Origin of the sequence: Pseudomonas sp. IPO3747 (assembly GCF_013385245.1) — a bacterium.
In the GTDB taxonomy this organism is placed as follows: domain Bacteria; phylum Pseudomonadota; class Gammaproteobacteria; order Pseudomonadales; family Pseudomonadaceae; genus Aquipseudomonas; species Aquipseudomonas edaphica.
In genome coordinates, this window is record NZ_JACAQL010000002.1 from 645427 (window position 1) to 666415 (window position 20989).

Below are 20989 nucleotides of genomic sequence, written 5' to 3' on the forward strand. Positions count from 1 at the left end.
CAGCTGCCGAATGGCAAAACCCCTCGATTTCGCCAAAACATGGTTTGCCACCAAGGGCTGGAAGCCGTTCGCCTTTCAAAAAGCCGTGTGGGCGGCGGTTAAAGACGGCCAATCAGGCCTGCTGCACGCCAGCACCGGCGCGGGTAAAACCTATGCACTGTGGTTTGCCGCCCTCAACCGCTTCGCCGTCACTCGCCCGCCCGCCACCGGTAAACGCAAAGCGCCCGCTGAGCCACTGACGGTGTTGTGGATCACGCCCATGCGAGCTTTGGCCGCCGACACGGCGCGCGCCCTGGAGGCGCCACTGGCGGCACTGGAGATTCCATGGAGTGTCGGCCTGCGTACCGGCGACACCAGCAGCAGCGAACGCGCGCGCCAGACCCGGCGTCAGCCCACCGCGCTGGTGACCACCCTGGAAAGCCTGACGCTGATGCTTGCGCGCGCCGACAGTGAGACCAGCCTGGCGCACCTGCGCATGGTGATCGTGGATGAGTGGCACGAACTGATCGGCAACAAGCGTGGCGTGCAACTGCAACTGGCGTTGGCGCGCTTGCGGCGTTGGCATCCGGATTTGATGGTGTGGGGGATTTCCGCGACCTTGGGCAATCAGTCTCACGCCCTTGAGGTTCTTGTCCCACAAGGCGGTGGGATCAATGTGCAGGGGCAGACGGCTAAAGAACTGAAGGTCGACACCTTGTTACCGCCGACCACCGAGCGATTTCCCTGGGCTGGCCATATCGGCTTGAAGATGCTCCCGCAAGTGGTGGCCGAAGTGGACGCCAGCAGCAGTTGCCTGGTGTTTACCAATACGCGGGCACAGTCGGAGATCTGCTACCAGGCGTTGCTGGAGGCGCGTCCGGACTGGGCGGGCGTGATTGCCCTGCACCATGGCTCGCTGTCGCGTGAAACACGCGACTGGGTGGAGCGGGCCCTGAAAGACGGCCAGCTCAAGGCCGTGGTGTGTACCTCGAGCCTGGACCTGGGTGTGGATTTCCTGCCGGTGGAGCGCGTGCTGCAAATCGGCTCGGCCAAAGGCGTGGCACGCCTGATGCAGCGCGCCGGGCGCTCTGGTCATGCGCCAGGCAAGCCATCACGGGTGACGTTGGTGCCAACCCATAGCCTGGAACTGGTGGAAGCCGCCGCCGCCCAGGACGCGATAGCGCAGCGGCGCATCGAAGCTCGCGAATCGCCCTACAAGCCATTGGATGTGCTCGTACAACACTTGGTGAGCATGGCCCTGGGCGGTGGTTTTACCCCGGATGCGCTGTTGGCGGAGGTGCGTGATGCCTGGGCTTATCGTGACCTTACTGACGCCGACTGGGCCTGGGCGCTGGGGTTTGTGCGCCATGGCGGCCTGTCGTTGACGGCCTATCCGGATTACCGCCGAGTGGAACCCGACGAGCATGGCGTGTGGCGCGTGCCGGATGCACGCCTGGCGCGGCGTCATCGCATGAGCGTGGGCACTATCGTCAGCGATGCGAGTATCCAGTTGAAATTCTGGAGCAAGGGCGGCGGCGGCAAGAATCTGGGCAGTGTCGAGGAAGGTTTTATCGCCCGGCTCAAGCCTGGCGACGGTTTTTTGTTTGCAGGGCGTTTGCTGGAGTTGGTGCGCGTGGAAAACATGACCGCGTATGTACGGCGCAGCACCGCGAAAAAGGCTGCCGTGCCGCGCTGGAATGGTGGGCGCATGCCGCTATCCAATGAATTGGCGCAGGCGGTGGTCGAGCGCTTTGATGCAGCGGCCCACGGGCACTTCGATGGCCCGGAGATGCGGGCGGTGCAACCCCTGTTACAAACCCAGTTGCGCTGGTCTGGCCTGCCGACACGTGCGTACTTGCTGGCGGAAGCCCTGAAGTCGCGGGAAGGCTGGCACCTGTTTCTCTACCCGTTCGCCGGTCGCCAGGTGCATCTGGGGCTGGCGAGCCTGCTGGCGTGGAGGGTCAGCCAAGGCCAGCCGGTGACCTTTTCGATTGCGGTGAATGATTACGGGCTGGAACTATTGAGCGCTACGCCGGTGGACTGGCCGGTTGTGTTGAATCAAGCGTTGCTGAGCCCAACGAACTTACTGTTGGACGTGGCGGCCAGCTTGAATGCCGGTGAGCTGGCGCTGCGCCGCTTTCGCGAAATCGCCCGCATCGCCGGGCTGGTGTTTGCCGGTTACCCTGGCGCGCCGAAAAGCACACGGCAGGTGCAGGCTTCCAGCGGCTTGTTCTTTGAGGTGTTCAAACAATACGACCCAGAGAACCTTTTGCTGACCCAGGCCGGAGAAGAAGTCCTGCGTGATGAGTTGGATATTCGTCGGCTGGAAGAGACATTGCGTCATTTGTCGGCGCTGAAACTCGACCTGCACATGATCGAACGGCCGACGCCGCTGGCTTTTCCACTGCTGGTTGAGCGAATGCGCGAGAGCATGAGTTCGGAGAAGCTGTCCGAGCGTATTGCACGCATGGTCAAGGACCTGGAAAAAGTCGCGGATACCGGGAAACGTTGATGCATTATTCGCTGACGCTTGAGGGTGAGGAGTTGTGGCTGCTGGCGGAAAAGGCGATTTACTGGCCCGCCCGCCAGTGCCTGCTGATCGCCGATGCGCATTTTGGCAAGGCCTCGGCGTATCGCAGCCTCGGGCAACCGGTGCCGCAGGGCACCACTACCGACAACCTGCAGCGCCTGGACCGCCTGTTATCGGCCCTACCGTGCGCGCAGGTGATCTTTCTCGGTGACTTCCTGCACGGCCCGGGTTCGCACGCCAGCGGCACCCTGAGCGCCTTGAGAACCTGGCGCGAGCGCAATCACGCACTGAACCTGACCTTGATTCGCGGCAATCACGATAAACGCGCTGGCGACCCGCCTGCCGACTTGAGGATTGAAGTGGTGGCCGAGCCGCTATTGATGGGGCCATTTGCATTGCAGCATGAGCCGGATGCCCATCCCAGCCAGCATGTGCTGGCCGGGCATGTGCATCCTGTGTACCGGTTGCGCGGCAAAGGTCGGCAGAGTTTGCGTTTGCCGTGCTTCCAGATCGGCTCGAAGATCAGCTTGCTGCCGGCATTCGGAGCTTTTACCGGCGGTTACTCCGTAGAGAAAAGCGACGATCGGCAAGTATTTGTGATCGGCGATCAAGACGTATGGCCGGTGTGCTGAAGCGCCAGCCATGTCTTTTGATAAGTCAGGCGACAGGCGCGGGAGGCGGCTCATCGGGAAGGACTGGCTCACCGGGCTCGGTGGGCTGCTGCGGCCAATCTTCGTCAGGTTGGCCAGGGATGCCACCCGCATACGCTGGGTCGGCCATCAGGGACCAGGCCAGAACACCAATCTGGTTGGGTTCAAGCCGGGCGAGTTCGGCGCTGATTCGCGGGTCGATCTTCATAAAGTACTCCTCAAGCGTGGCTCGGCGCGTTTTGCACGCACCGAGGCAGTACACCCAATAGAGTCACTTCACGCAGACTAATTCCCTTTGCGTGTAAGACCTTTCGATCAAGCGCGTGGGAGAGTAACGCCACGCTGGCCCTGATACTTGCCGGCGCGGTCTTTATAAGACACTTCACAGGCTTCGTCGGACTGCAGGAACAGCATCTGCGCCACGCCTTCGTTGGCGTAGATCTTTGCCGGCAAGGTGGTGGTGTTGGAGAACTCCAGGGTCACGTGGCCTTCCCACTCCGGCTCAAGCGGCGTCACGTTAACGATGATGCCGCAGCGCGCGTAGGTGCTTTTACCCAGGCAGATGGTCAACACGTCACGTGGAATACGGAAGAACTCCACGGTGCGCGCCAGGGCAAAGGAGTTTGGCGGAATGATGCACACGTCGCTTTTAACGTCGACGAAGCTCTTTTCGTCGAAGTTTTTCGGATCGACGATCGCCGAGTTGATGTTGGTGAACACCTTGAATTCATCGGCACAGCGTACGTCGTAGCCGTAGCTGGAAACACCGTAGGAAATCACGGGAGCCGCGCCTTCGCCACGGATCTGGCGTTCAACGAAAGGTTCGATCATGCCGTGTTCTTGCGCCATGCGGCGAATCCACTTGTCCGATTTGATGCTCATGGCGGGTGTCCTGAATAGCGAGGTGGAAAAATTCTGTTGGGCATCTTACCGGGGCTGGCCCTGGGGTTCAAAGGGCGCAGGGCATTTGTTGATGAATGTGCAGCCGTCTATAAGCGGCAGCCAGCGGGGCCGGGCCCCACATTACAGTGCCAGGTGACTGTAAATACCACCGCCAGTCACGAAAATAGAGAAACCTTCGGAAATACCATTGGCACGTCCCGGAAAAAGGGTTAAGGTGGCGCCACTGTGCTGCTTGTGTCACTGAGAATCTCTACACGATATGTTGAATTTCGATCCAACCATCTCCAAGAATTTTTCCTGCTCTTTGCACTCAGTCTCGGCCAGGGCTTTTCCTGAGTCGCAGTTAACTTTGTCCAAGGAGATACACCATGTCTAATCGCCAAACTGGTACCGTTAAGTGGTTCAACGATGAAAAAGGCTTCGGCTTCATCACTCCACAATCCGGTGACGACCTGTTCGTTCACTTCAAAGCTATCCAATCCGACGGCTTCAAAAGCCTGAAAGAAGGCCAACAGGTTTCTTTCATCGCTACCCGCGGTCAGAAAGGCATGCAAGCTGAAGAAGTTCAAGTTATCTAACTTGTACTGACTTAGTCGAAAAAACCCCGCCTTTAAAAGCGGGGTTTTTTTATGCCTGGGATTTAGTCCCGGCACCCAGGTAATACCAGGCACAAAAAAATGTGGGAGCGAGCTTTATGTGGGAGCTGGCTTGCCTGCGATACTGACACCTCGGTGTATCAGGTACACCGAGGTGATGCTATCGCAGGCAAGCCAGCTCCCACACAAGCCCGCTCCCACATTTTGTACTGCGTCTTTATTGGAACAACGACTCACTCGACAAGCCGTTCTTCTCGAGGATCTCACGCAAGCGCTTGAGGCCCTCCACCTGAATCTGCCGCACCCGCTCACGGGTCAAGCCGATCTCCAGGCCTACATCCTCCAGGGTGCTGCTCTCATGGCCGCGCAAGCCGAAACGGCGAATCACCACCTCGCGCTGCTTGTCCGTGAGTTCGGACAGCCACTGGTCAATGCTTTGGGAAAGATCATCGTCCTGCAACAGCTCACAAGGATCTGTCGGGCGATCATCTGTCAGGGTGTCCAGCAGGGTTTTATCCGAATCCGGACCCAGCGAGACATCGACCGAAGACACGCGCTCGTTCAAGCCGAGCATGCGTTTAACCTCGCCCACTGGCTTTTCCAGCAGGTTGGCGATTTCCTCAGGCGAAGGTTCATGATCGAGTTTTTGTGTCAGCTCACGTGCCGCCCGCAGGTAGACGTTGAGCTCCTTGACCACATGGATCGGCAACCGGATCGTACGGGTCTGATTCATGATCGCCCGTTCGATGGTCTGGCGAATCCACCAGGTGGCATAGGTAGAGAAGCGGAAGCCCCGCTCAGGGTCGAACTTCTCCACTGCCCGGATCAAGCCCAGGTTGCCCTCCTCGATCAGGTCCAACAGCGACAGGCCACGATTGACGTAGCGTCGGGCGATTTTCACCACCAGCCGCAAGTTACTTTCAATCATGCGCTTGCGCCCAGCCGGATCGCCCTTTTGCGACAAGCGCGCAAAATGGACTTCTTCTTCGGGAGTCAGCAAAGGGGAAAAGCCAATTTCATTGAGGTACAACTGCGTAGCGTCGAGCGCCCGCGTGTAGTCAATGTACTTGTGCTGCTTTAACGCGGTGGCGTTTTTGGATTTGGTGCGAACTGAAGGTTTAGCAGCTCCTTCATCATTCGACATCGATTCCTTTTCGGTGAGGATCTCCATTTCAAGGAGAACCTCATCGTCGATGTCAAACTCCGGCGCTTCTTTACTGAGAGCCATTGTTATAGTCCTTTGGTGAGTTCGACCTCAAGCTCAAGCGACGCCTTTATCCTTGGCAACGCTGGAGCCTGTTCCTTCTACGTGAGGGAACAGGCTGTGCAACACATCAACGACGGGGTAGGAATTGCAGCGGATCTACAGGCTTCCCTTGGCGGCGAATCTCAAAGTGCAGTTTCACCCGGTCTGTACCAGTTGACCCCATTTCGGCAATTGTCTGTCCGACTTTGACCTGCTGCCCCTCCCGAACCAACAGCCTGCGGTTATGACCGTAGGCACTGACGTAGGTATCGCTATGTTTGATGATGACCAGCTCGCCGTAGCCCCGTAAACCACTCCCGGCGTAAACCACTGTCCCATCAGACGCAGCTAAAACAGGCTGTCCCAAATCCCCGGCGATATCAATGCCTTTATTCAAACTACCGTTTGAAGAGAATTTTCCAATCAGCACCCCGTTTGAAGGCCATCCCCAACCGGTCGGCGCCGGCCCGGCAGGTGGCAACGGCGTGGCTGCCGGCTTGCTCGCAACCGTAGGCGCAGCGGTGCCTGCAGGCCTGGTGATGATTGTGGTTTTGCTTGAGGACGAGGCCGAAGATCCGGACTTTGTCACAACTGCCGTAGATGCCGAACCGGTACGCCCATCGAAACGGATGGTTTGCCCGGGATGTATCGTATACGGCACAGGAATATTGTTACGAGCTGCGAGCGCCTTGTAATCCCAGCCGTAACGGAAGGCGATTGAGAACATCGTGTCCCCCTTTCGCACTACATATTGCCCGGTGGTGACTGTCGGTTTTTGCGGCACGGCGCTGGCACCGTTTCGGTCGACAACCCGAGCGCCGCTGGACGGAGAGCTTGAGCAACCCACCAATAAGGAACTCAAGACAAGGCCAAGCACCAGTCGCTGAAAACTTGTTTTACTCATACGCTGCGCTAGACCTGTGAGACTCACCCGCCGCTCCCTTTGTGCTGGCCGAACATGAATGCCTGTATCAGGCTTGAAATATGTCGCAAGTATAACTGGGCATTGGCTTTTTACCGGTACACGACTGAAACGAAAAATTCATCGCGTTTAAACCCGGCTTCCAATCATGTTGACTCAATAAGCCCCGCCGTAAGACACATCCCCATCAACAGAATTCACTGTTTGCAAAGAAATGATCAGGCCAGCGGGCCATTGAGCAGCGGAACGAAGCGCACAGCACCCAGTACATGCCGGGAAAAGCCTTCGTCCTCGCGAATAATGAGCATCAATTGTTGCACTTCGCCAGAGCCCACCGGGATGACCAAGCGCCCGCCAGGGGCGAGCTGATCGAGCAACGCCTGGGGCACATCGGTGGCGACCGCCGTGACGATAATGCCGTTATACGGCGCCAGCGCCGGCCAGCCTTCCCAACCGTCGCCCCAACGGAACACCACGTTGCGCAGGTTGAGCTCCACCAGGCGCTCCTTGGCGCGGTCCTGCAGGACCTTGATGCGCTCCACCGAGAACACCCGTTCCACCAGCTGCGAGAGCACGGCGGTCTGGTAACCCGAACCGGTGCCGATCTCCAGCACCTTGTCCAACGGCCCCGCCGCCAGCAGCAGTTCACTCATGCGCGCGACCATATAAGGTTGCGAGATGGTCTGGTTATGGCCGATTGGCAACGCAGTGTCTTCATAGGCACGATGCGCCAGCGCCTCATCCACGAACAGATGCCGAGGCGTGCGCCGGATGACTTCCAGCACCTGGGCGTTGGACAGGCCTTCTTCATACAGACGCTGGATCAAACGCTCGCGGGTACGCTGGGAGGTCATCCCGATACCACGACGCAACAGGTCGTCTTGTTCACGCGCCATTAACGCAACCCCTCAAGCCAGCCATCCAGACTACTGAAGGCATCACTGAAGGTGCGATCGAGCTGCAACGGGGTAATCGAAACATAACCTTGCATCACCGCATGAAAGTCGGTGCCGGGGCCGCCGTCTTCGGCATCGCCGGCGGCGGCAATCCAGTAACCTTCCTTGCCACGCGGGTCGACCACCTTCAACGGTGCTGCCGCACGAGCGCGATGGCCCAGGCGCGTCAACTGGATGCCGCGGATATGGTCGAGGGGCAAATTGGGGATATTAACGTTGAGCACCGTGCGCGGTGGCAAGTCCAGCGAGCCGTGGGCCTCCACCAGCTTGCGGGCGAAATACGCCGCCGTCGCCAGGTTATCCAGTTGCCGTGAGGCAAACGAAAAAGCGAATGAGGTGCGCCCCAGGAAACGCCCTTCAAGGGCCGCCGCCACGGTGCCGGAATACAGCACGTCATCGCCCAGGTTGGCGCCCAGGTTGATGCCCGACACCACCAGATCCGGCTCCTGGTCCAACAAGCTGTTGATTGCCAGGTGCACGCAGTCGGTGGGGGTGCCGTTCACGCTGATAAAGCCATTGGCCAGAACCTGCGGGTGCAGCGGACGGTCGAGCGTCAGCGAACTGCTGGCGCCGCTCTTGTCCTGGTCCGGGGCAACCACCACACACTCGGCGTAATCCTGCAGCGCAGCATAAAGCGCGGCAAGACCGGGTGCGGTGGCACCGTCATCGTTTGATATCAGAATACGCATGGGTTGTCCGTCGGCCCCACCGGCACCAGATCAACAAGCTCGCGCACCAACACAGTGGCGAAGCATCCGGCCGGCAGGACGAATTCCAATTGCAGAATGTCAGGACCGGGATAATGCCACGTCAACCCGCCAATGGGCAGTCGCAGAATGCGACGTTCCTGGCTCATGCCGGCGTTCACCAGCCAATCGCGCAGCTCTGGCTCGCTCGCGGCAATGGTTTGCTCAAGCGTGTGGGTCGCGCCGCCGGCCGGTGAATCACCCTCGCCCCACTGTGGGCCGGTGGGGTGCAGATCCAGAATCGCCAGGCGCGGGTCGCTGCATTCAGCCTCACCCGCCGGAAAAAAACTGCGACTGTCGGTAAACGCCAGCAGGTCACCGACCTGGGCACGTTGCCAGGAGCCGTCCGCGACCCGCGCCGCCAACACTTTGTTAAACAGAAAGCTGCGCGCGGTCGACAGCAGCCGCGAACGCACATTGCGCTGCTCGGGCAACGCCTTGCGCGCCGCCCACTCACGGGCATCCACCACGTTGCCGCCGTTATGCCCGAAACGCTGGGCACCGAAGTAGTTCGGGATGCCGTGCTGGGCGATCAGTTGCAAGCGTGCGTCGATGGCGGCGGTATCGCCGGCCAATTGGGTCAGGCGCAGGGTAAACCCGTTGGCCGAATGCGCGCCGCGTTGCAGCTTGCGCTTGTGGCGGCCCATTTTGAGGATCTTGAGGGTGTCGTTTTCGGCGCCGCTCATGTCCGGGTCGGCCTTGCCCGGCAGTTGCACGCTGAACCACTGACGGGTCAACGCCTGACGGTCCTTGAGCCCGGCATAGCTGACGGTGCGCAAGGGCACGCCAGCAGCCTTGGCGATACGGCGCGCAGCCTCTTCGGTATTCAGGCCGCGCTTTTCTACCCACAGCCACAGGTGCTCACCGTCGCCGCTCAGGGGAATGTCCAGCACTTCGTCGACCTGGAAATCTTCAGCCGTCGCTTTCAAAACCGCGCGGCCCAGAGCCTCGCCATAGGCACGCGGGCCCAGCAATTGCAGATCATTCATGCGCGCAGCAACAAGGCGACGGAGTGCACCGCGATGCCTTCTTCCCGGCCGGTAAACCCGAGCTTTTCGGTGGTGGTGGCTTTCACGTTGACTTGATCCAATTCAATTTGCAGGTCGGCGGCAATCAGCGCGCGCATCGATTCGATGTGGGGTGCCATTTTCGGTGCCTGGGCCACGATGGTGTTGTCGACGTTGCCGACCTTCCAGCCCTTGGCATGGATCAGGCCGACCACGTGGCGCAGCAAGACACGGCTGTCCGCGCCCTTGAAGGTCGGGTCGGTGTCTGGAAAGTGCTTGCCGATATCGCCCAACGCAGCCGCGCCGAGCAAGGCATCGCTCAAGGCATGCAGCACAACGTCGCCGTCGGAATGAGCCAGCAACCCATGGTGGTGTGCAATGCGCACGCCGCCCAAGGTGATGAAATCGCCTTCAGCGAAACGGTGCACATCGTAGCCGTGGCCAATACGCATAAAAAAACGCCCCGATTTAATTCAGGGCGTGATTCTACCTACTTTTGCCTCACATTAACCGAGCAAAGCACGACCATGATGTCGCAAATGATCTTCGATGAAGCTGGCGATAAAGAAGTAACTGTGGTCATAACCCGGCTGCAGGCGCAGTTCAAGCGGATGGTTGGCAGCCTTGGCCGCTTGCTGCAACGCCTCAGGCTTAAGCTGCACGGCAAGGAAATCGTCGCGATCGCCCTGATCCACCAGCAGCGGCAGTTTTTCCGAGGCTTCGCTGATCAGCACGCAGGCATCCCACTCGCGCCATTTGGAGCGCTCTTCGCCCAGGTAACGGGAGAAAGCTTTCTGGCCCCACGGGCAATCCATCGGATTGTTGATCGGCGAAAACGCCGACACCGATTGGTAACGCCCCGGGTTGCGCAAGGCACACACCAGCGCACCGTGACCGCCCATGGAGTGGCCGCTGATGCCGCGCTTGTCTGAAGCCGGGAAATGCGCTTCAACCAAGGCAGGCAATTCCTGCACGACATAATCATGCATCCGATAGTGCTTGGCCCACGGTTCCTGCGTGGCATTCAGATAGAAGCCGGCACCCAGGCCAAAATCCCAGGCGTTGTCCGGGTCGCCCGGCACACCCGGCCCACGCGGGCTGGTGTCGGGTGCGACAATGATCAACCCAAGCTCGGCGGCCATGCGCTGGGCGCCGGCCTTTTGCATGAAGTTCTCATCGGTGCAGGTAAGCCCCGACAGCCAGTACAGCACTGGCAACTTGCCGCCCTGCTCCGCTTGCGGCGGCAGGTAGACGGCGAAAGTCATGTCGCAACCGAGCACATCGGAATGGTGCTTGTAGCGTTTATGCCAGCCGCCGAAGCTCTTCTGGCACGACAGGTTTTCCAGGTTCATGGCCGACCTCAGAAGTGGATGACGGTACGAATGCTCTTGCCTTCATGCATCAGATCAAACGCTTTGTTGATGTCTTCCAGGCCCATGGTGTGAGTGATAAAGGTGTCCAGCGGGATTTCGCCGGTCTGGGCCATTTCCACATAGCTTGGCAATTCGGTACGACCGCGCACACCGCCGAACGCCGAACCGCGCCAGACGCGACCGGTGACCAGTTGAAATGGGCGGGTGGAGATTTCCTGGCCGGCACCGGCCACACCGATGATGACCGACTCGCCCCAACCTTTGTGGCAGCACTCGAGGGCGGCGCGCATCAGTTGTACGTTGCCGATGCACTCGAAGGAGAAGTCCACGCCGCCGTCGGTCAAGTCGACAATCACGTCCTGGATCGGGCGGTCGTAGTCTTTCGGGTTAATACAGTCGGTGGCGCCCAGTTGCTTGGCGATTTCGAACTTGGCCGGGTTGATGTCGATGGCAATGATGCGACCGGCCTTGGCTTTCACCGCGCCAATCACCGCCGACAGGCCGATGCCGCCGAGGCCGAAGATGGCCACGGTGTCGCCCGGCTTGACCTTGGCAGTGTTGATCACTGCACCAATGCCGGTGGTGACACCGCAGCCCAGCAGGCAGACTTTTTCCAGCGGCGCTTCTTTAGGGATCTTGGCCACGGCGATTTCCGGCAACACGGTGTACTCGGAGAAGGTCGAGGTGCCCATGTAGTGGAAAATCGGCTGGCCCTTGTAGGAGAAACGCGTGGTGCCGTCGGGCATCAGGCCTTTGCCCTGGGTGGAGCGAATGGCCTGGCACAGGTTGGTCTTGCCCGACAGGCAGAATTTGCACTTGCCGCATTCCGGGGTGTACAGCGGGATCACGTGGTCGCCAACCGCTACCGAGGTCACGCCTTCGCCGATCGCTTCAACCACCGCACCGCCTTCGTGGCCGAGGATCGACGGGAAGATGCCTTCCGGGTCGGCGCCCGACAAGGTGTAGGCGTCGGTATGGCACACGCCGGACGCAACCACACGCAACAGCACCTCGCCGGCCTTGGGCATGGCGACATCCACTTCAACGATCTCAAGGGGCTTTTTAGCTTCAAAGGCTACGGCGGCGCGGGACTTGATCATCCGGGTTTCTCCAGGGAGTTAAAAACTGAGGCAGTGAGTGTAAAACATGGCTCACTGATGAATAATCCAGGCAAAAGCAAAACATTATTGCTGCACAGGGACAATCAACATGCTGGAAAACCGCTGGGAAGGCATAGATGAGTTCGTCGCCGTGGCTGAATGCAGCCAGTTCACCGCGGCGGCCGAGCGGCTTGGCGTGTCTTCATCGCATATCAGCCGGCAGGTGGCGCGCCTGGAAGAACGGCTGCAAACGCGCTTGCTGTATCGCAGTACGCGCAAGGTGACGCTCACCGAAGCTGGCCAGACCTTTCTGCAACATTGCCAGCGCTTGCAAGATGGTCGTGAAGAAGCGTTGCGCGCGGTGAGCGACCTCACCAGCGAACCCAAGGGCATGTTGCGCATGACCTGCGCGGTGGCTTACGGCGAGCGCTTCATCGTGCCGTTGGTCACGCGGTTCATGGGGCTGTACCCGCAGTTGCGCGTGGATATCGAATTGAGTAATCGCCAGTTGGACCTGGTGCACGAGGGGCTGGACCTGGCGATTCGCCTGGGGCGCTTGCAAGACTCACGCATGGTCGCCAGCCGCCTGGCACCTCGGCGCATGTACCTGTGCGCATCGCCGTCCTACTTAGCGCGGTATGGTCGGCCACATAGTTTGTCGGAATTGAGTCGGCATAACTGTCTGATCGGCAGCTCGGATATCTGGCAACTGGCTCAGGATGGACGGGAATTTTCCCAGCGAGTGCAGGGAAACTGGCGCTGTAACAGTGGGCAGGCGGTACTGGATGCGGCGCTGCAAGGGGTTGGGTTGTGCCAACTGCCGGATTATTACGTGCTGGAACATTTGCACACTGGCGCGCTGGTGTCGTTGCTGGAGGCGCATCAGCCGCCGAATACGGCGGTGTGGGCGTTGTATCCGCAGCAGCGGCATTTGTCGCCGAAGGTCAGGAAGCTGGTGGACTTTTTGAAGGCTGGGTTGGCTGAAAGGCCGGAGTACTGTGGCTGATTATTCGGCGCCTGTACCGGCCTCATCGCGGGCAAGCCCGGCTCCCACAGGGGAATGCATTTCAAAGGTAGAGCTAACTTGCTTCCCACAGGGGAATGCATTTCAAAGGTGGGAGCTGGCTTGCCTGCGATGAAGTCGACACGGTTTAACTGACTACCTGCGGTTAGCCCACCGTAACCTGAGCCATTCAAGATCCTCTGGCCGGGTCACCTTGATGTTGTCCGCACGCCCCTCGATCAAGCGCGGCGCTTGACCGGACCATTCCATGGCCGAGGCTTCATCAGTGATCACCGCATCGGCCACCAGGCTATCGGCCAAGGCACGATGCAACGCACCCAGACGAAACATCTGCGGCGTATACGCCTGCCAGATCAGGCTGCGGTCGACGGTTTCAACCACACGTCCATGTTTGTCGACGCGCTTGAGGGTGTCGCGCGCCGGCACCGCCAGCAGGCCGCCGATCGGATCATCCGCCAGTTCAGCCAGGAGTGTGTCGAGGTCATCCCGGCTCAGGTTTGGCCGCGCGGCATCGTGCACCAGCACCCAATCATCATCACTGGCGCCCAGGGCATTGAGTTGCAACAGCGCATTGAGCACCGAGCCCGAGCGCTCGTCGCCGCCTTCCGCACGCACGATGCGAGGGTCGTTGGCACACGACAGGTTTGGCCAATAGGGATCATCGACAGCAAGGCTGACCACCAGCCCCTTGAGGCCTGGATGGTCGAGAAAACAGCCAAGGCTGTGTTCCAGAATAGTGCGCCCGCCCAGTTGCAGATACTGCTTGGGACGGTCCGCAGCCATACGGGCACCGACGCCCGCGGCAGGAATCACGGCCCAGAAGGCCGGTAAATCGTTACTCATTGGGCCAACTGGTAGAGGGTTTCACCCTCCTTGACCATGCCCAACTCATGGCGAGCCCGTTCTTCAACGGTCTCCGTACCTTTTTTCAGCTCAAGCACTTCGGCATCGAGGACGCGGTTGCGCTCCAGCAGACGTTCGTTTTCGGCATGCTGGTCGGCAATCTGCTGGGTCAACTCTTTTACCTGCGCAAAGCTGCCATTACCCACCCATAGGCGGTATTGCAGGCCAGCCAGCAACAAGAGCAAGACGAGGAACAACCAATTGGGACTGCGCATCGAAATCCGGGTATCCAGTAAAAAAAGACAGCCATGCAAAACTTCTACAGCAACTGATAGCACGAAGCCTGGAAGACCCAGGCTTGTGCTTGATAGCCATCAGATTAGCGCCGAAATACACACTGTCGTGAACTTTCCGACACAATCCTTAGACTTTTACCACTTAACAATCAGCCGCGAAACTCGCTACGACCGTTGTACTTGGCTTTACCCGCCAGTTGCTCTTCGATACGCAGCAATTGGTTGTACTTGGACACACGATCGGAACGGCACAGGGAGCCGGTCTTGATCTGGCCTGCCGAAGTGCCCACAGCCAAGTCGGCAATGGTCGAATCTTCGGTTTCGCCGGAGCGGTGCGAGATCACGGCAGTGTAGCCCGCAGCCTTGGCCATCTGGATGGCTTCCAGGGTTTCGGTCAGGGTGCCGATCTGGTTGAACTTGATCAGGATCGAGTTGGCGATCTTTTTATCGATGCCTTCTTTCAGGATCTTGGTGTTGGTGACGAACAGGTCGTCGCCCACCAGCTGGATTTTCTCGCCGATCTTGTCGGTGAGGACTTTCCAGCCATCCCAGTCGGACTCGTCCAGGCCGTCTTCGATCGAGATGATCGGGTAGCGCTCGGTGAGGCCTTTGAGGTAATCAGCAAAACCTTCCGACGTAAACACGTGGCCTTCGCCGGACAGGTTGTACTTGCCGTCTTCGTAGAATTCGCTGGCCGCGCAGTCCAGGGCCAGGGTCACGTCGGTGCCCAGCTTGTAGCCAGCGTTGGCCACAGCTTCGGAGATGACTTTGAGTGCATCTTCGTTGGACGCCAGGTTCGGTGCAAAGCCACCTTCGTCACCCACCGCAGTGCTAAGGCCACGGGCCTTCAGCACAGCCTTGAGGTGATGGAAAATCTCGGTGCCCATGCGCAGGCCTTCGGAGAAGGTCTTGGCGCCAACCGGCTGCACCATGAATTCCTGGATGTCGACGTTGTTATCGGCGTGCTCGCCACCGTTGATGATGTTCATCATCGGCACCGGCATCGAGTAAACACCCGGGGTACCGTTCAGGTTGGCGATGTGTGCGTACAGCGGCAGGTCCTGGTCCTGCGCAGCCGCCTTGGCAGCGGCCAGGGACACGGCGAGGATGGCGTTGGCGCCCAGGCTGCCTTTGTTGTCGGTGCCGTCGAGCTTGATCATCGCGTGGTCCAGGGCTTTCTGGTCCAGCGGGTCTTTGCCCAGCAACAGGTCACGGATCGGGCCGTTGATGTTGGCTACAGCTTTGAGTACACCTTTGCCCAGGTAACGGCTCTTGTCGCCATCACGCAGTTCCAGCGCTTCGCGCGAACCGGTAGACGCACCGGACGGCGCGCAAGCGCTGCCGATGATGCCGTTATCGAGAAGCACGTCGGCTTCGACGGTGGGGTTGCCACGGGAGTCGAGAACTTCACGACCTTTGATGTCGACGATTTTTGCCATTGTTGTAAACACTCCAAAGTTGACGAAAACGACGCAGCTGTAGGAAATCTTTTGACCGACCGCAAGGGTGGAACAACAGGGCAGACTTGCAGGCGACAAGGCTCAGGCCCGCAGGCCTGAGCGTTTAGCGTGGGATACTTTACCGGAGAAACGCGGCTTACGCGGTCTCTACCGTCGGAAAACTCTTGACCAGTTCGTCCAACTGCTTCAACTGGGCCAAAAACGGCTCCAGCTTGTCCAGGCGCAGGGCGCAAGGGCCGTCGCACTTGGCGTTGTCCGGGTCCGGGTGAGCTTCCAGGAACAGGCCCGCCAGCGACTGGCTGATGCCCGCCTTGGCCAGGTCCAGCACCTGGGCACGTCGCCCGCCAGCAGAATCGGCGCGACCACCGGGCATTTGCAGCGCGTGGGTCACGTCGAAGAATACCGGGTATTCGAACTGTTTCATGATGCCGAAACCGAGCATGTCCACCACGAGGTTGTTGTAGCCGAAGCTCGAACCACGCTCGCAGAGGATCAACTGGTCGTTACCCGCTTCCACGCACTTGTTCAGGATGTGTTTCATTTCCTGAGGCGCGAGGAACTGGGCTTTTTTGATATTGATCACAGCGCCGGTCTTGGCCATCGCAACGACCAGATCGGTCTGGCGCGACAGGAAGGCCGGCAACTGGATGATGTCGCACACCTCGGCGACCACGGCAGCCTGTTCAGGCTCGTGGACGTCGGTGATGATCGGCACGCCAAAGGCTTGCTTGATGTCCTGGAAGATCCGCATGCCTTCTTCAAGGCCGGGGCCACGATAGGAGGTCACGGACGAACGGTTGGCCTTGTCGAAGCTGGCCTTGAACACGTAAGGGATACCGAGTTTCTCGGTCACTTTTACGTACTCTTCACAGACCTGCATCGCCATGTCGCGGCTTTCCAGCACGTTCATGCCGCCGAACAGCACCATGGGCTTGTCGTTGGCAATCTCGATGTCGCCTACGCGAATGATCTTCTGGGCCATCAGGTTTACGCCTTCTTCTGATGTTGCGTCAGTGCTGCTTTAACGAAACCGCTGAACAACGGGTGACCATCGCGCGGCGTCGAGGTGAACTCAGGGTGGAACTGGCAGGCCACGAACCACGGATGATCCGGCGCCTCGACCACTTCAACCAGCTTGCCATCACCGGAGCGACCGGAGATTTTCAGGCCGGCTTCTTTGATCTGCGGCAGCAGGTTGTTGTTCACTTCGTAGCGGTGACGGTGACGCTCGACGATCACGTCCTTGCCGTAGCAGTCGTGAACCAGCGAGCCCGGCTCCAGCAGGCAGTCCTGTGCGCCAAGGCGCATGGTGCCGCCCAGGTCGGAGGTTTCGGTACGGGTTTCAACGGCGCCGGTGGCGTCTTCCCACTCGGTGATCAGGCCCACGACCGGGTGGCCGCTGGTGTGATCGAACTCGGTGGAGTTGGCGTCTTTCCAGCCCAGCACGTTACGGGCGAACTCGATAACGGCCACTTGCATGCCCAGGCAGATACCCAGGTACGGCACTTTGTTTTCACGAGCGTATTGAACCGCGGTGATCTTGCCTTCCACGCCACGCAGGCCGAAACCGCCTGGCACGAGGATCGCGTCAACACCTTCGAGCAGTGCAGTGCCCTGGTTCTCGATGTCTTCGGAATCAATGTAGCGCAGGTTGACCTTGGTACGGTTGCTGATACCCGCGTGGCTCATCGCTTCGATCAGCGACTTGTACGCATCCAGCAGTTCCATGTACTTGCCGACCATGGCGATGGTGACTTCGTGCTCAGGGTTGAGCTTGGCGTCAACCACGGCTTCCCACTCGGACAGGTCTGCGCCATTGCACTGCAGGCCGAAACGCTCGACCACAAAATCGTCCAGGCCTTGCGAGTGCAGGATGCCCGGGATCTTGTAGATGGTGTCGGCGTCTTCCAGCGCGATGACCGCACGTTCTTCAACGTTGGTGAATTGCGCGATCTTGCGACGCGAGGAAATGTCGATCGGGTGATCGGAGCGGCACACCAGCACGTCCGGCTGCAGGCCAATCGAACGCAGCTCTTTTACCGAGTGCTGGGTTGGCTTGGTCTTGGTCTCGCCGGCGGTGGCGATGTACGGCACCAACGTGAGGTGCATCAGCATCGCGCGCTTGGCGCCGACTTCGAAACGCAGCTGGCGGATGGCTTCGAGGAACGGTTGGGATTCGATGTCACCCACGGTGCCACCGATCTCGACCATTGCCACGTCGGCATCGCCTGCACCCTTGATGATGCGGCGTTTGATTTCGTCGGTAATGTGCGGGATCACCTGGATGGTTGCACCCAGGTAGTCACCACGGCGCTCTTTGCGCAGCACGTGCTCGTAGACACGACCGGTGGTGAAGTTGTTGTTCTGGGTCATGGTCGTGCGGATGAACCGCTCGTAGTGGCCCAGGTCCAGGTCGGTTTCGGCGCCGTCGTGGGTGACGAACACTTCACCGTGCTGGAACGGGCTCATGGTGCCCGGGTCAACGTTGATGTACGGGTCCAGCTTGAGCATGGTGACCTTAAGTCCCCGCGCCTCCAGGATGGCCGCCAATGAAGCGGAGGCAATGCCTTTCCCCAATGAAGAAACAACACCGCCCGTGACGAATATGTAGCGCGTCATGAAAAACCCTAGAAGTCTGCGTTAAAGCGGTCCGAGCCGCCGGGGAAAGCGAAGGAAGGCCGAAGCCCCCGATCACCTGCATTAATCACAGTGCACCTTTCAAAAAAACCGCCGCGTGGTGACAGACCAGCAATGAAACACCGGTACGTTGATCGCTACACATTTTTTGGAATCGCCCAGCAAAGACTGCTTGGTAATCGGCAACTGCTGCGATTCAGTTGAATCCACAGAAGTTGTATCAAGAAGGGAGCGTAGTCTACCGGAAAGCCTCTATCAGCTCAAACCTTGATCGCACGTCTGTGGCATCCAATGTAATTGCCACTTGCCAGTCGAGCAGGCCCATAGCCCCGCAAGGGTTGGGACAGCCAGCAATTGCTCGCCCTGATAGAGCAGCGGCAATCTGCCACGGATGAAGCCCGGCAAGCTACTTTCATTCAGCAGGCGCTTCAAGTCCCGCCGGCCCCGACCAGGCACATCGATGATTTCGCCGCCCTGGCGATAACGAATCGCCAACGGGCCTGCAGGCGCCTCTCCGATAAATTCAAGCTGACCATTACCCGGTAACTCTAGTGGGTTTTGCGGATGGGGCCAGCTCACCGGCGTGTCGGAAAACGCTGAATAGGTGGAAGGCAGCCACCACACACGCTCGCCGCAGCGGTGCAATTGACCATCGGCCAGGCGCCACAGCGGTTGCGCATCACCCTTGGCATCCCGCAAGGAATACCAACCGGCCCAGTGGTCGCTGTCGGGCAAGCGCGTCAGCGGCGTGAGCCAGTGGCGCAGGGCATTGCGTTGGCGGGCATCGGAAAGTTCGCGCAAGGGAGCGAGGGCCAATGACGGCAAGGCCAGCCAGGGAAACGGCGAAGGCTGGTCGGCGGTTTGCAGGTCAATGACGGCCAATTCGTCGAGCAAGCCCTGGGCTTCGCTCAAATGCTCGGCAGCGCGGGCCAGGCTGGCGACCGCTTGGGGCCAACGCTCGCTCAGCAGCGGAAACACACGATTGCGCAGGTAATTGCGCGAAAATCGGGAATCGGCGTTGGATGGGTCTTCGATCCACTGCAACTGGTGCTGGTGCGCATAGGCTTGCAGCTCGACGCGTGAGACATCCAGCAAGGGCCGCAGCAAGTGCCCTCCCCCCAATGGGCGATGCACCGGCATGGCCGCCAAGCCTCGCACCCCCGCGCCACGCAACAGGCGAAACAACAGGGTTTCGGCTTGATCGTCACGATGCTGGCCGGTGAGCATCACCTGCCCTGCCCCGGTCACTTCGGTAAACGCCCGGTAGCGCGCCTCCCGCGCTGCGCGCTCAACGCTGGCACCCGACTGGATTTGCACACGCACCACCTGCAAGGGCACGTCCAGCTCGTCACATACGCCCTGGCAATGACTTGGCCAGGCATCGGCGGCAGCTTGCAGACCATGATGGACATGGATTGCGCTGAGGGGCGGCAGGGTTTCGGTGCTTGCCAGGGAGGCCAGGAGGTGCAGCAGGACGGTGGAATCAAGGCCGCCAGAGAAGGCAATATGCCAGGCGGGGGCGTTGCGCCAAGGGGCGAGGTTTCGCAGAAGTTTGGCGGGTAAAGTAGGGCTCATCAAAAATACCGGCGCAGAACTGGAATACGGCAGCCAAGCATACACAAAGCAAATGTGGGAGCGGGCATGTGTGGGAGCCGGGCCTGCCCGCGATGCAGACAACTCGGTTCATCTGTTACACCGAGTTGATGCTATCGCAGGCAAGCCAGCTCCCACACAAGCCAGCTCCCACATAGGGTACTGCGAGGACTTAGAGGCCGTAGCTCATCAGGCGCTCATAACGACGCTTGAGCAGCGCTTCGTTGTCCAGCTTCTTGAGCATCGCCAGTTGCGAACCCAGCTCGGCACGGATAGTCGCAGCAGCGGCAGCCGGATCGCGGTGGGCGCCGCCCAATGGCTCGGCGATAACCTTGTCAACGATGCCCAGGCCTTTCAGGCGATCGGCGGTGATGCCCATGGCTTCGGCAGCGTCCGGCGCTTTTTCGGCGGTTTTCCACAGGATCGAGGCGCAACCTTCCGGCGAAATCACCGCGTAGGTCGAATATTGCAGCATGTTCAGTTGGTCGCAGACGCCAATGGCCAGTGCACCGCCGGAACCACCCTCACCAATCACGGTGGCGATGATCGGGGTTTTCAGACGGGACATGACGCGCAGGTTCCACGCGATCGCTTCGCTCTGGTTGCGCTCTTCGGCATCGATACCGGGGTAAGCACCCGGGGTGTCGATGAAGGTCAGGATCGGCATCTTGAAGCGCTCGGCCATTTCCATCAGACGGCACGCCTTGCGGTAGCCTTCCGGGCGCGGCATGCCGAAGTTACGGCGAACCTTTTCACGCACTTCACGGCCTTTCTGGTGACCGATCACCATCACTGGCTGGTCGTCCAGGCGGGCAATACCGCCCACGATGGCCGCGTCGTCGGAAAAGTGGCGATCGCCATGCAACTCGTCGAATTCGGTGAAAATGTGCTGAATATAATCCAGGGTGTACGGACGGCGCGGGTGGCGGGCCAGGCGCGCGATCTGCCAGCTGGTCAGCTTGCCGAAAATGTCTTCGGTGAGCGTGCTGCTCTTGTCTTGCAGGCGAGCGATCTCATCGCCGATATTCAGCGAATTGTCATTGCCGACCAGGCGCAGTTCTTCAATCTTGGCTTGCAGGTCAGCGATCGGCTGTTCGAAATCAAGAAAATTCGGGTTCATAAGCGTCC

The 20989-nt window shown here is 59.6% G+C and carries 21 protein-coding genes; 4 read left to right on the top strand and 17 right to left on the bottom strand.

Annotation, left to right across the window (positions count from 1 at the left end):
- The first annotated feature begins 10 nt into the window (after positions 1-10).
- Positions 11-2491 (top strand): ligase-associated DNA damage response DEXH box helicase, encoded by a 2481-nt coding sequence (locus tag HX790_RS04310; RefSeq protein WP_176991281.1) that lies wholly within the window; start codon positions 11-13, stop codon positions 2489-2491.
- The gene (gene pdeM, locus HX790_RS04315) at positions 2491-3141 is read left to right on the top strand and encodes a ligase-associated DNA damage response endonuclease PdeM (RefSeq protein WP_017137168.1); all 651 of its coding nucleotides are present in this window, start codon (positions 2491-2493) and stop codon (positions 3139-3141) included. The genes HX790_RS04310 and pdeM overlap by 1 nt, the downstream gene beginning before the upstream one ends.
- 25 nt (positions 3142-3166) lie before the next feature.
- Here pdeM and HX790_RS04320 read toward each other — a convergent pair whose 3' ends face one another.
- Both HX790_RS04320 and dcd read right to left on the bottom strand, forming a co-directional pair.
- Positions 3167-3367, bottom strand: coding sequence for a hypothetical protein (locus HX790_RS04320; RefSeq protein ID WP_017137167.1), 201 nt, complete (start codon positions 3365-3367; stop codon positions 3167-3169).
- A gap of 107 nt (positions 3368-3474) precedes the next feature.
- Entirely contained in the window at positions 3475-4041 is a 567-nt protein-coding gene (gene dcd / locus HX790_RS04325; RefSeq protein ID WP_017137166.1) for a dCTP deaminase, read from the bottom strand.
- 389 nt (positions 4042-4430) lie between these two features.
- Here dcd and HX790_RS04330 point away from each other — a divergent pair, with 389 nt between their 5' ends.
- Positions 4431-4640, top strand: coding sequence for a cold-shock protein (locus HX790_RS04330; protein ID WP_002554837.1), 210 nt, complete (start codon positions 4431-4433; stop codon positions 4638-4640).
- A 235-nt stretch (positions 4641-4875) separates the two neighbouring features.
- Here HX790_RS04330 and rpoS read toward each other — a convergent pair whose 3' ends face one another.
- From rpoS to HX790_RS04370, 8 genes are all read right to left on the bottom strand, one after another.
- Positions 4876-5886, bottom strand: coding sequence for an RNA polymerase sigma factor RpoS (rpoS, locus tag HX790_RS04335; protein ID WP_017137165.1), 1011 nt, complete (start codon positions 5884-5886; stop codon positions 4876-4878).
- A gap of 106 nt (positions 5887-5992) precedes the next feature.
- A complete protein-coding gene (locus tag HX790_RS04340; protein ID WP_017137164.1) occupies positions 5993-6835 on the bottom strand; it encodes a peptidoglycan DD-metalloendopeptidase family protein in 843 nt (280 codons plus the stop codon).
- A gap of 209 nt (positions 6836-7044) precedes the next feature.
- Positions 7045-7680 (bottom strand): protein-L-isoaspartate(D-aspartate) O-methyltransferase, encoded by a 636-nt coding sequence (locus HX790_RS04345; protein ID WP_169850588.1) that lies wholly within the window; start codon positions 7678-7680, stop codon positions 7045-7047.
- 41 nt (positions 7681-7721) lie between these two features.
- Positions 7722-8471, bottom strand: a complete 750-nt coding sequence (surE, locus tag HX790_RS04350; protein WP_017137163.1) for a 5'/3'-nucleotidase SurE — start codon at positions 8469-8471, stop codon at positions 7722-7724.
- Positions 8459-9517 (bottom strand): tRNA pseudouridine(13) synthase TruD, encoded by a 1059-nt coding sequence (gene truD, locus HX790_RS04355; RefSeq protein ID WP_017137162.1) that lies wholly within the window; start codon positions 9515-9517, stop codon positions 8459-8461. Before truD ends, surE begins: the two co-directional genes overlap by 13 nt.
- Positions 9514-9987 (bottom strand): 2-C-methyl-D-erythritol 2,4-cyclodiphosphate synthase, encoded by a 474-nt coding sequence (ispF, locus tag HX790_RS04360; RefSeq protein WP_012722614.1) that lies wholly within the window; start codon positions 9985-9987, stop codon positions 9514-9516. The genes truD and ispF overlap by 4 nt, the downstream gene beginning before the upstream one ends.
- A 54-nt stretch (positions 9988-10041) precedes the next feature.
- A complete protein-coding gene (fghA, locus tag HX790_RS04365; RefSeq protein ID WP_017137161.1) occupies positions 10042-10887 on the bottom strand; it encodes an S-formylglutathione hydrolase in 846 nt (281 codons plus the stop codon).
- An 8-nt stretch (positions 10888-10895) separates the two neighbouring features.
- On the bottom strand, positions 10896-12008 hold the full coding sequence (locus HX790_RS04370; RefSeq protein ID WP_176991282.1) for an S-(hydroxymethyl)glutathione dehydrogenase/class III alcohol dehydrogenase: 1113 nt from the start codon (positions 12006-12008) through the stop codon (positions 10896-10898).
- 109 nt (positions 12009-12117) lie between these two features.
- Between HX790_RS04370 and HX790_RS04375 the strand changes: the two genes are divergently transcribed.
- Positions 12118-13014 carry a LysR substrate-binding domain-containing protein gene (locus HX790_RS04375; RefSeq protein ID WP_176991283.1) on the top strand — a complete coding sequence of 299 codons (897 nt, stop codon included), beginning with the start codon at positions 12118-12120 and terminating at the stop codon, positions 13012-13014.
- 153 nt (positions 13015-13167) lie between these two features.
- Here the strand turns inward: HX790_RS04375 and ispD are convergent, their stop codons facing one another.
- The 7 genes from ispD to HX790_RS04410 form a co-directional block, all read right to left on the bottom strand.
- The gene (ispD, locus tag HX790_RS04380) at positions 13168-13875 is read right to left on the bottom strand and encodes a 2-C-methyl-D-erythritol 4-phosphate cytidylyltransferase (protein ID WP_017137158.1); all 708 of its coding nucleotides are present in this window, start codon (positions 13873-13875) and stop codon (positions 13168-13170) included.
- Positions 13872-14150, bottom strand: a complete 279-nt coding sequence (gene ftsB, locus HX790_RS04385; RefSeq protein ID WP_017137157.1) for a cell division protein FtsB — start codon at positions 14148-14150, stop codon at positions 13872-13874. Before ftsB ends, ispD begins: the two co-directional genes overlap by 4 nt.
- Positions 14151-14320: 170 nt before the next feature.
- Positions 14321-15610: a phosphopyruvate hydratase gene (gene eno / locus HX790_RS04390; protein ID WP_017137156.1), complete on the bottom strand. Its 1290-nt coding sequence runs from the start codon at positions 15608-15610 to the stop codon at positions 14321-14323.
- A gap of 157 nt (positions 15611-15767) precedes the next feature.
- Positions 15768-16613: a 3-deoxy-8-phosphooctulonate synthase gene (kdsA, locus tag HX790_RS04395; RefSeq protein WP_010212442.1), complete on the bottom strand. Its 846-nt coding sequence runs from the start codon at positions 16611-16613 to the stop codon at positions 15768-15770.
- A 5-nt stretch (positions 16614-16618) separates the two neighbouring features.
- Positions 16619-18250, bottom strand: coding sequence for a CTP synthase (locus HX790_RS04400; RefSeq protein ID WP_078741105.1), 1632 nt, complete (start codon positions 18248-18250; stop codon positions 16619-16621).
- Between the two features lie 273 nt (positions 18251-18523).
- Positions 18524-19843 carry a tRNA lysidine(34) synthetase TilS gene (tilS, locus tag HX790_RS04405; protein ID WP_017137154.1) on the bottom strand — a complete coding sequence of 440 codons (1320 nt, stop codon included), beginning with the start codon at positions 19841-19843 and terminating at the stop codon, positions 18524-18526.
- A gap of 190 nt (positions 19844-20033) precedes the next feature.
- Positions 20034-20981: an acetyl-CoA carboxylase carboxyltransferase subunit alpha gene (locus tag HX790_RS04410; RefSeq protein ID WP_017137153.1), complete on the bottom strand. Its 948-nt coding sequence runs from the start codon at positions 20979-20981 to the stop codon at positions 20034-20036.
- Positions 20982-20989: the final 8 nt, after the last annotated feature.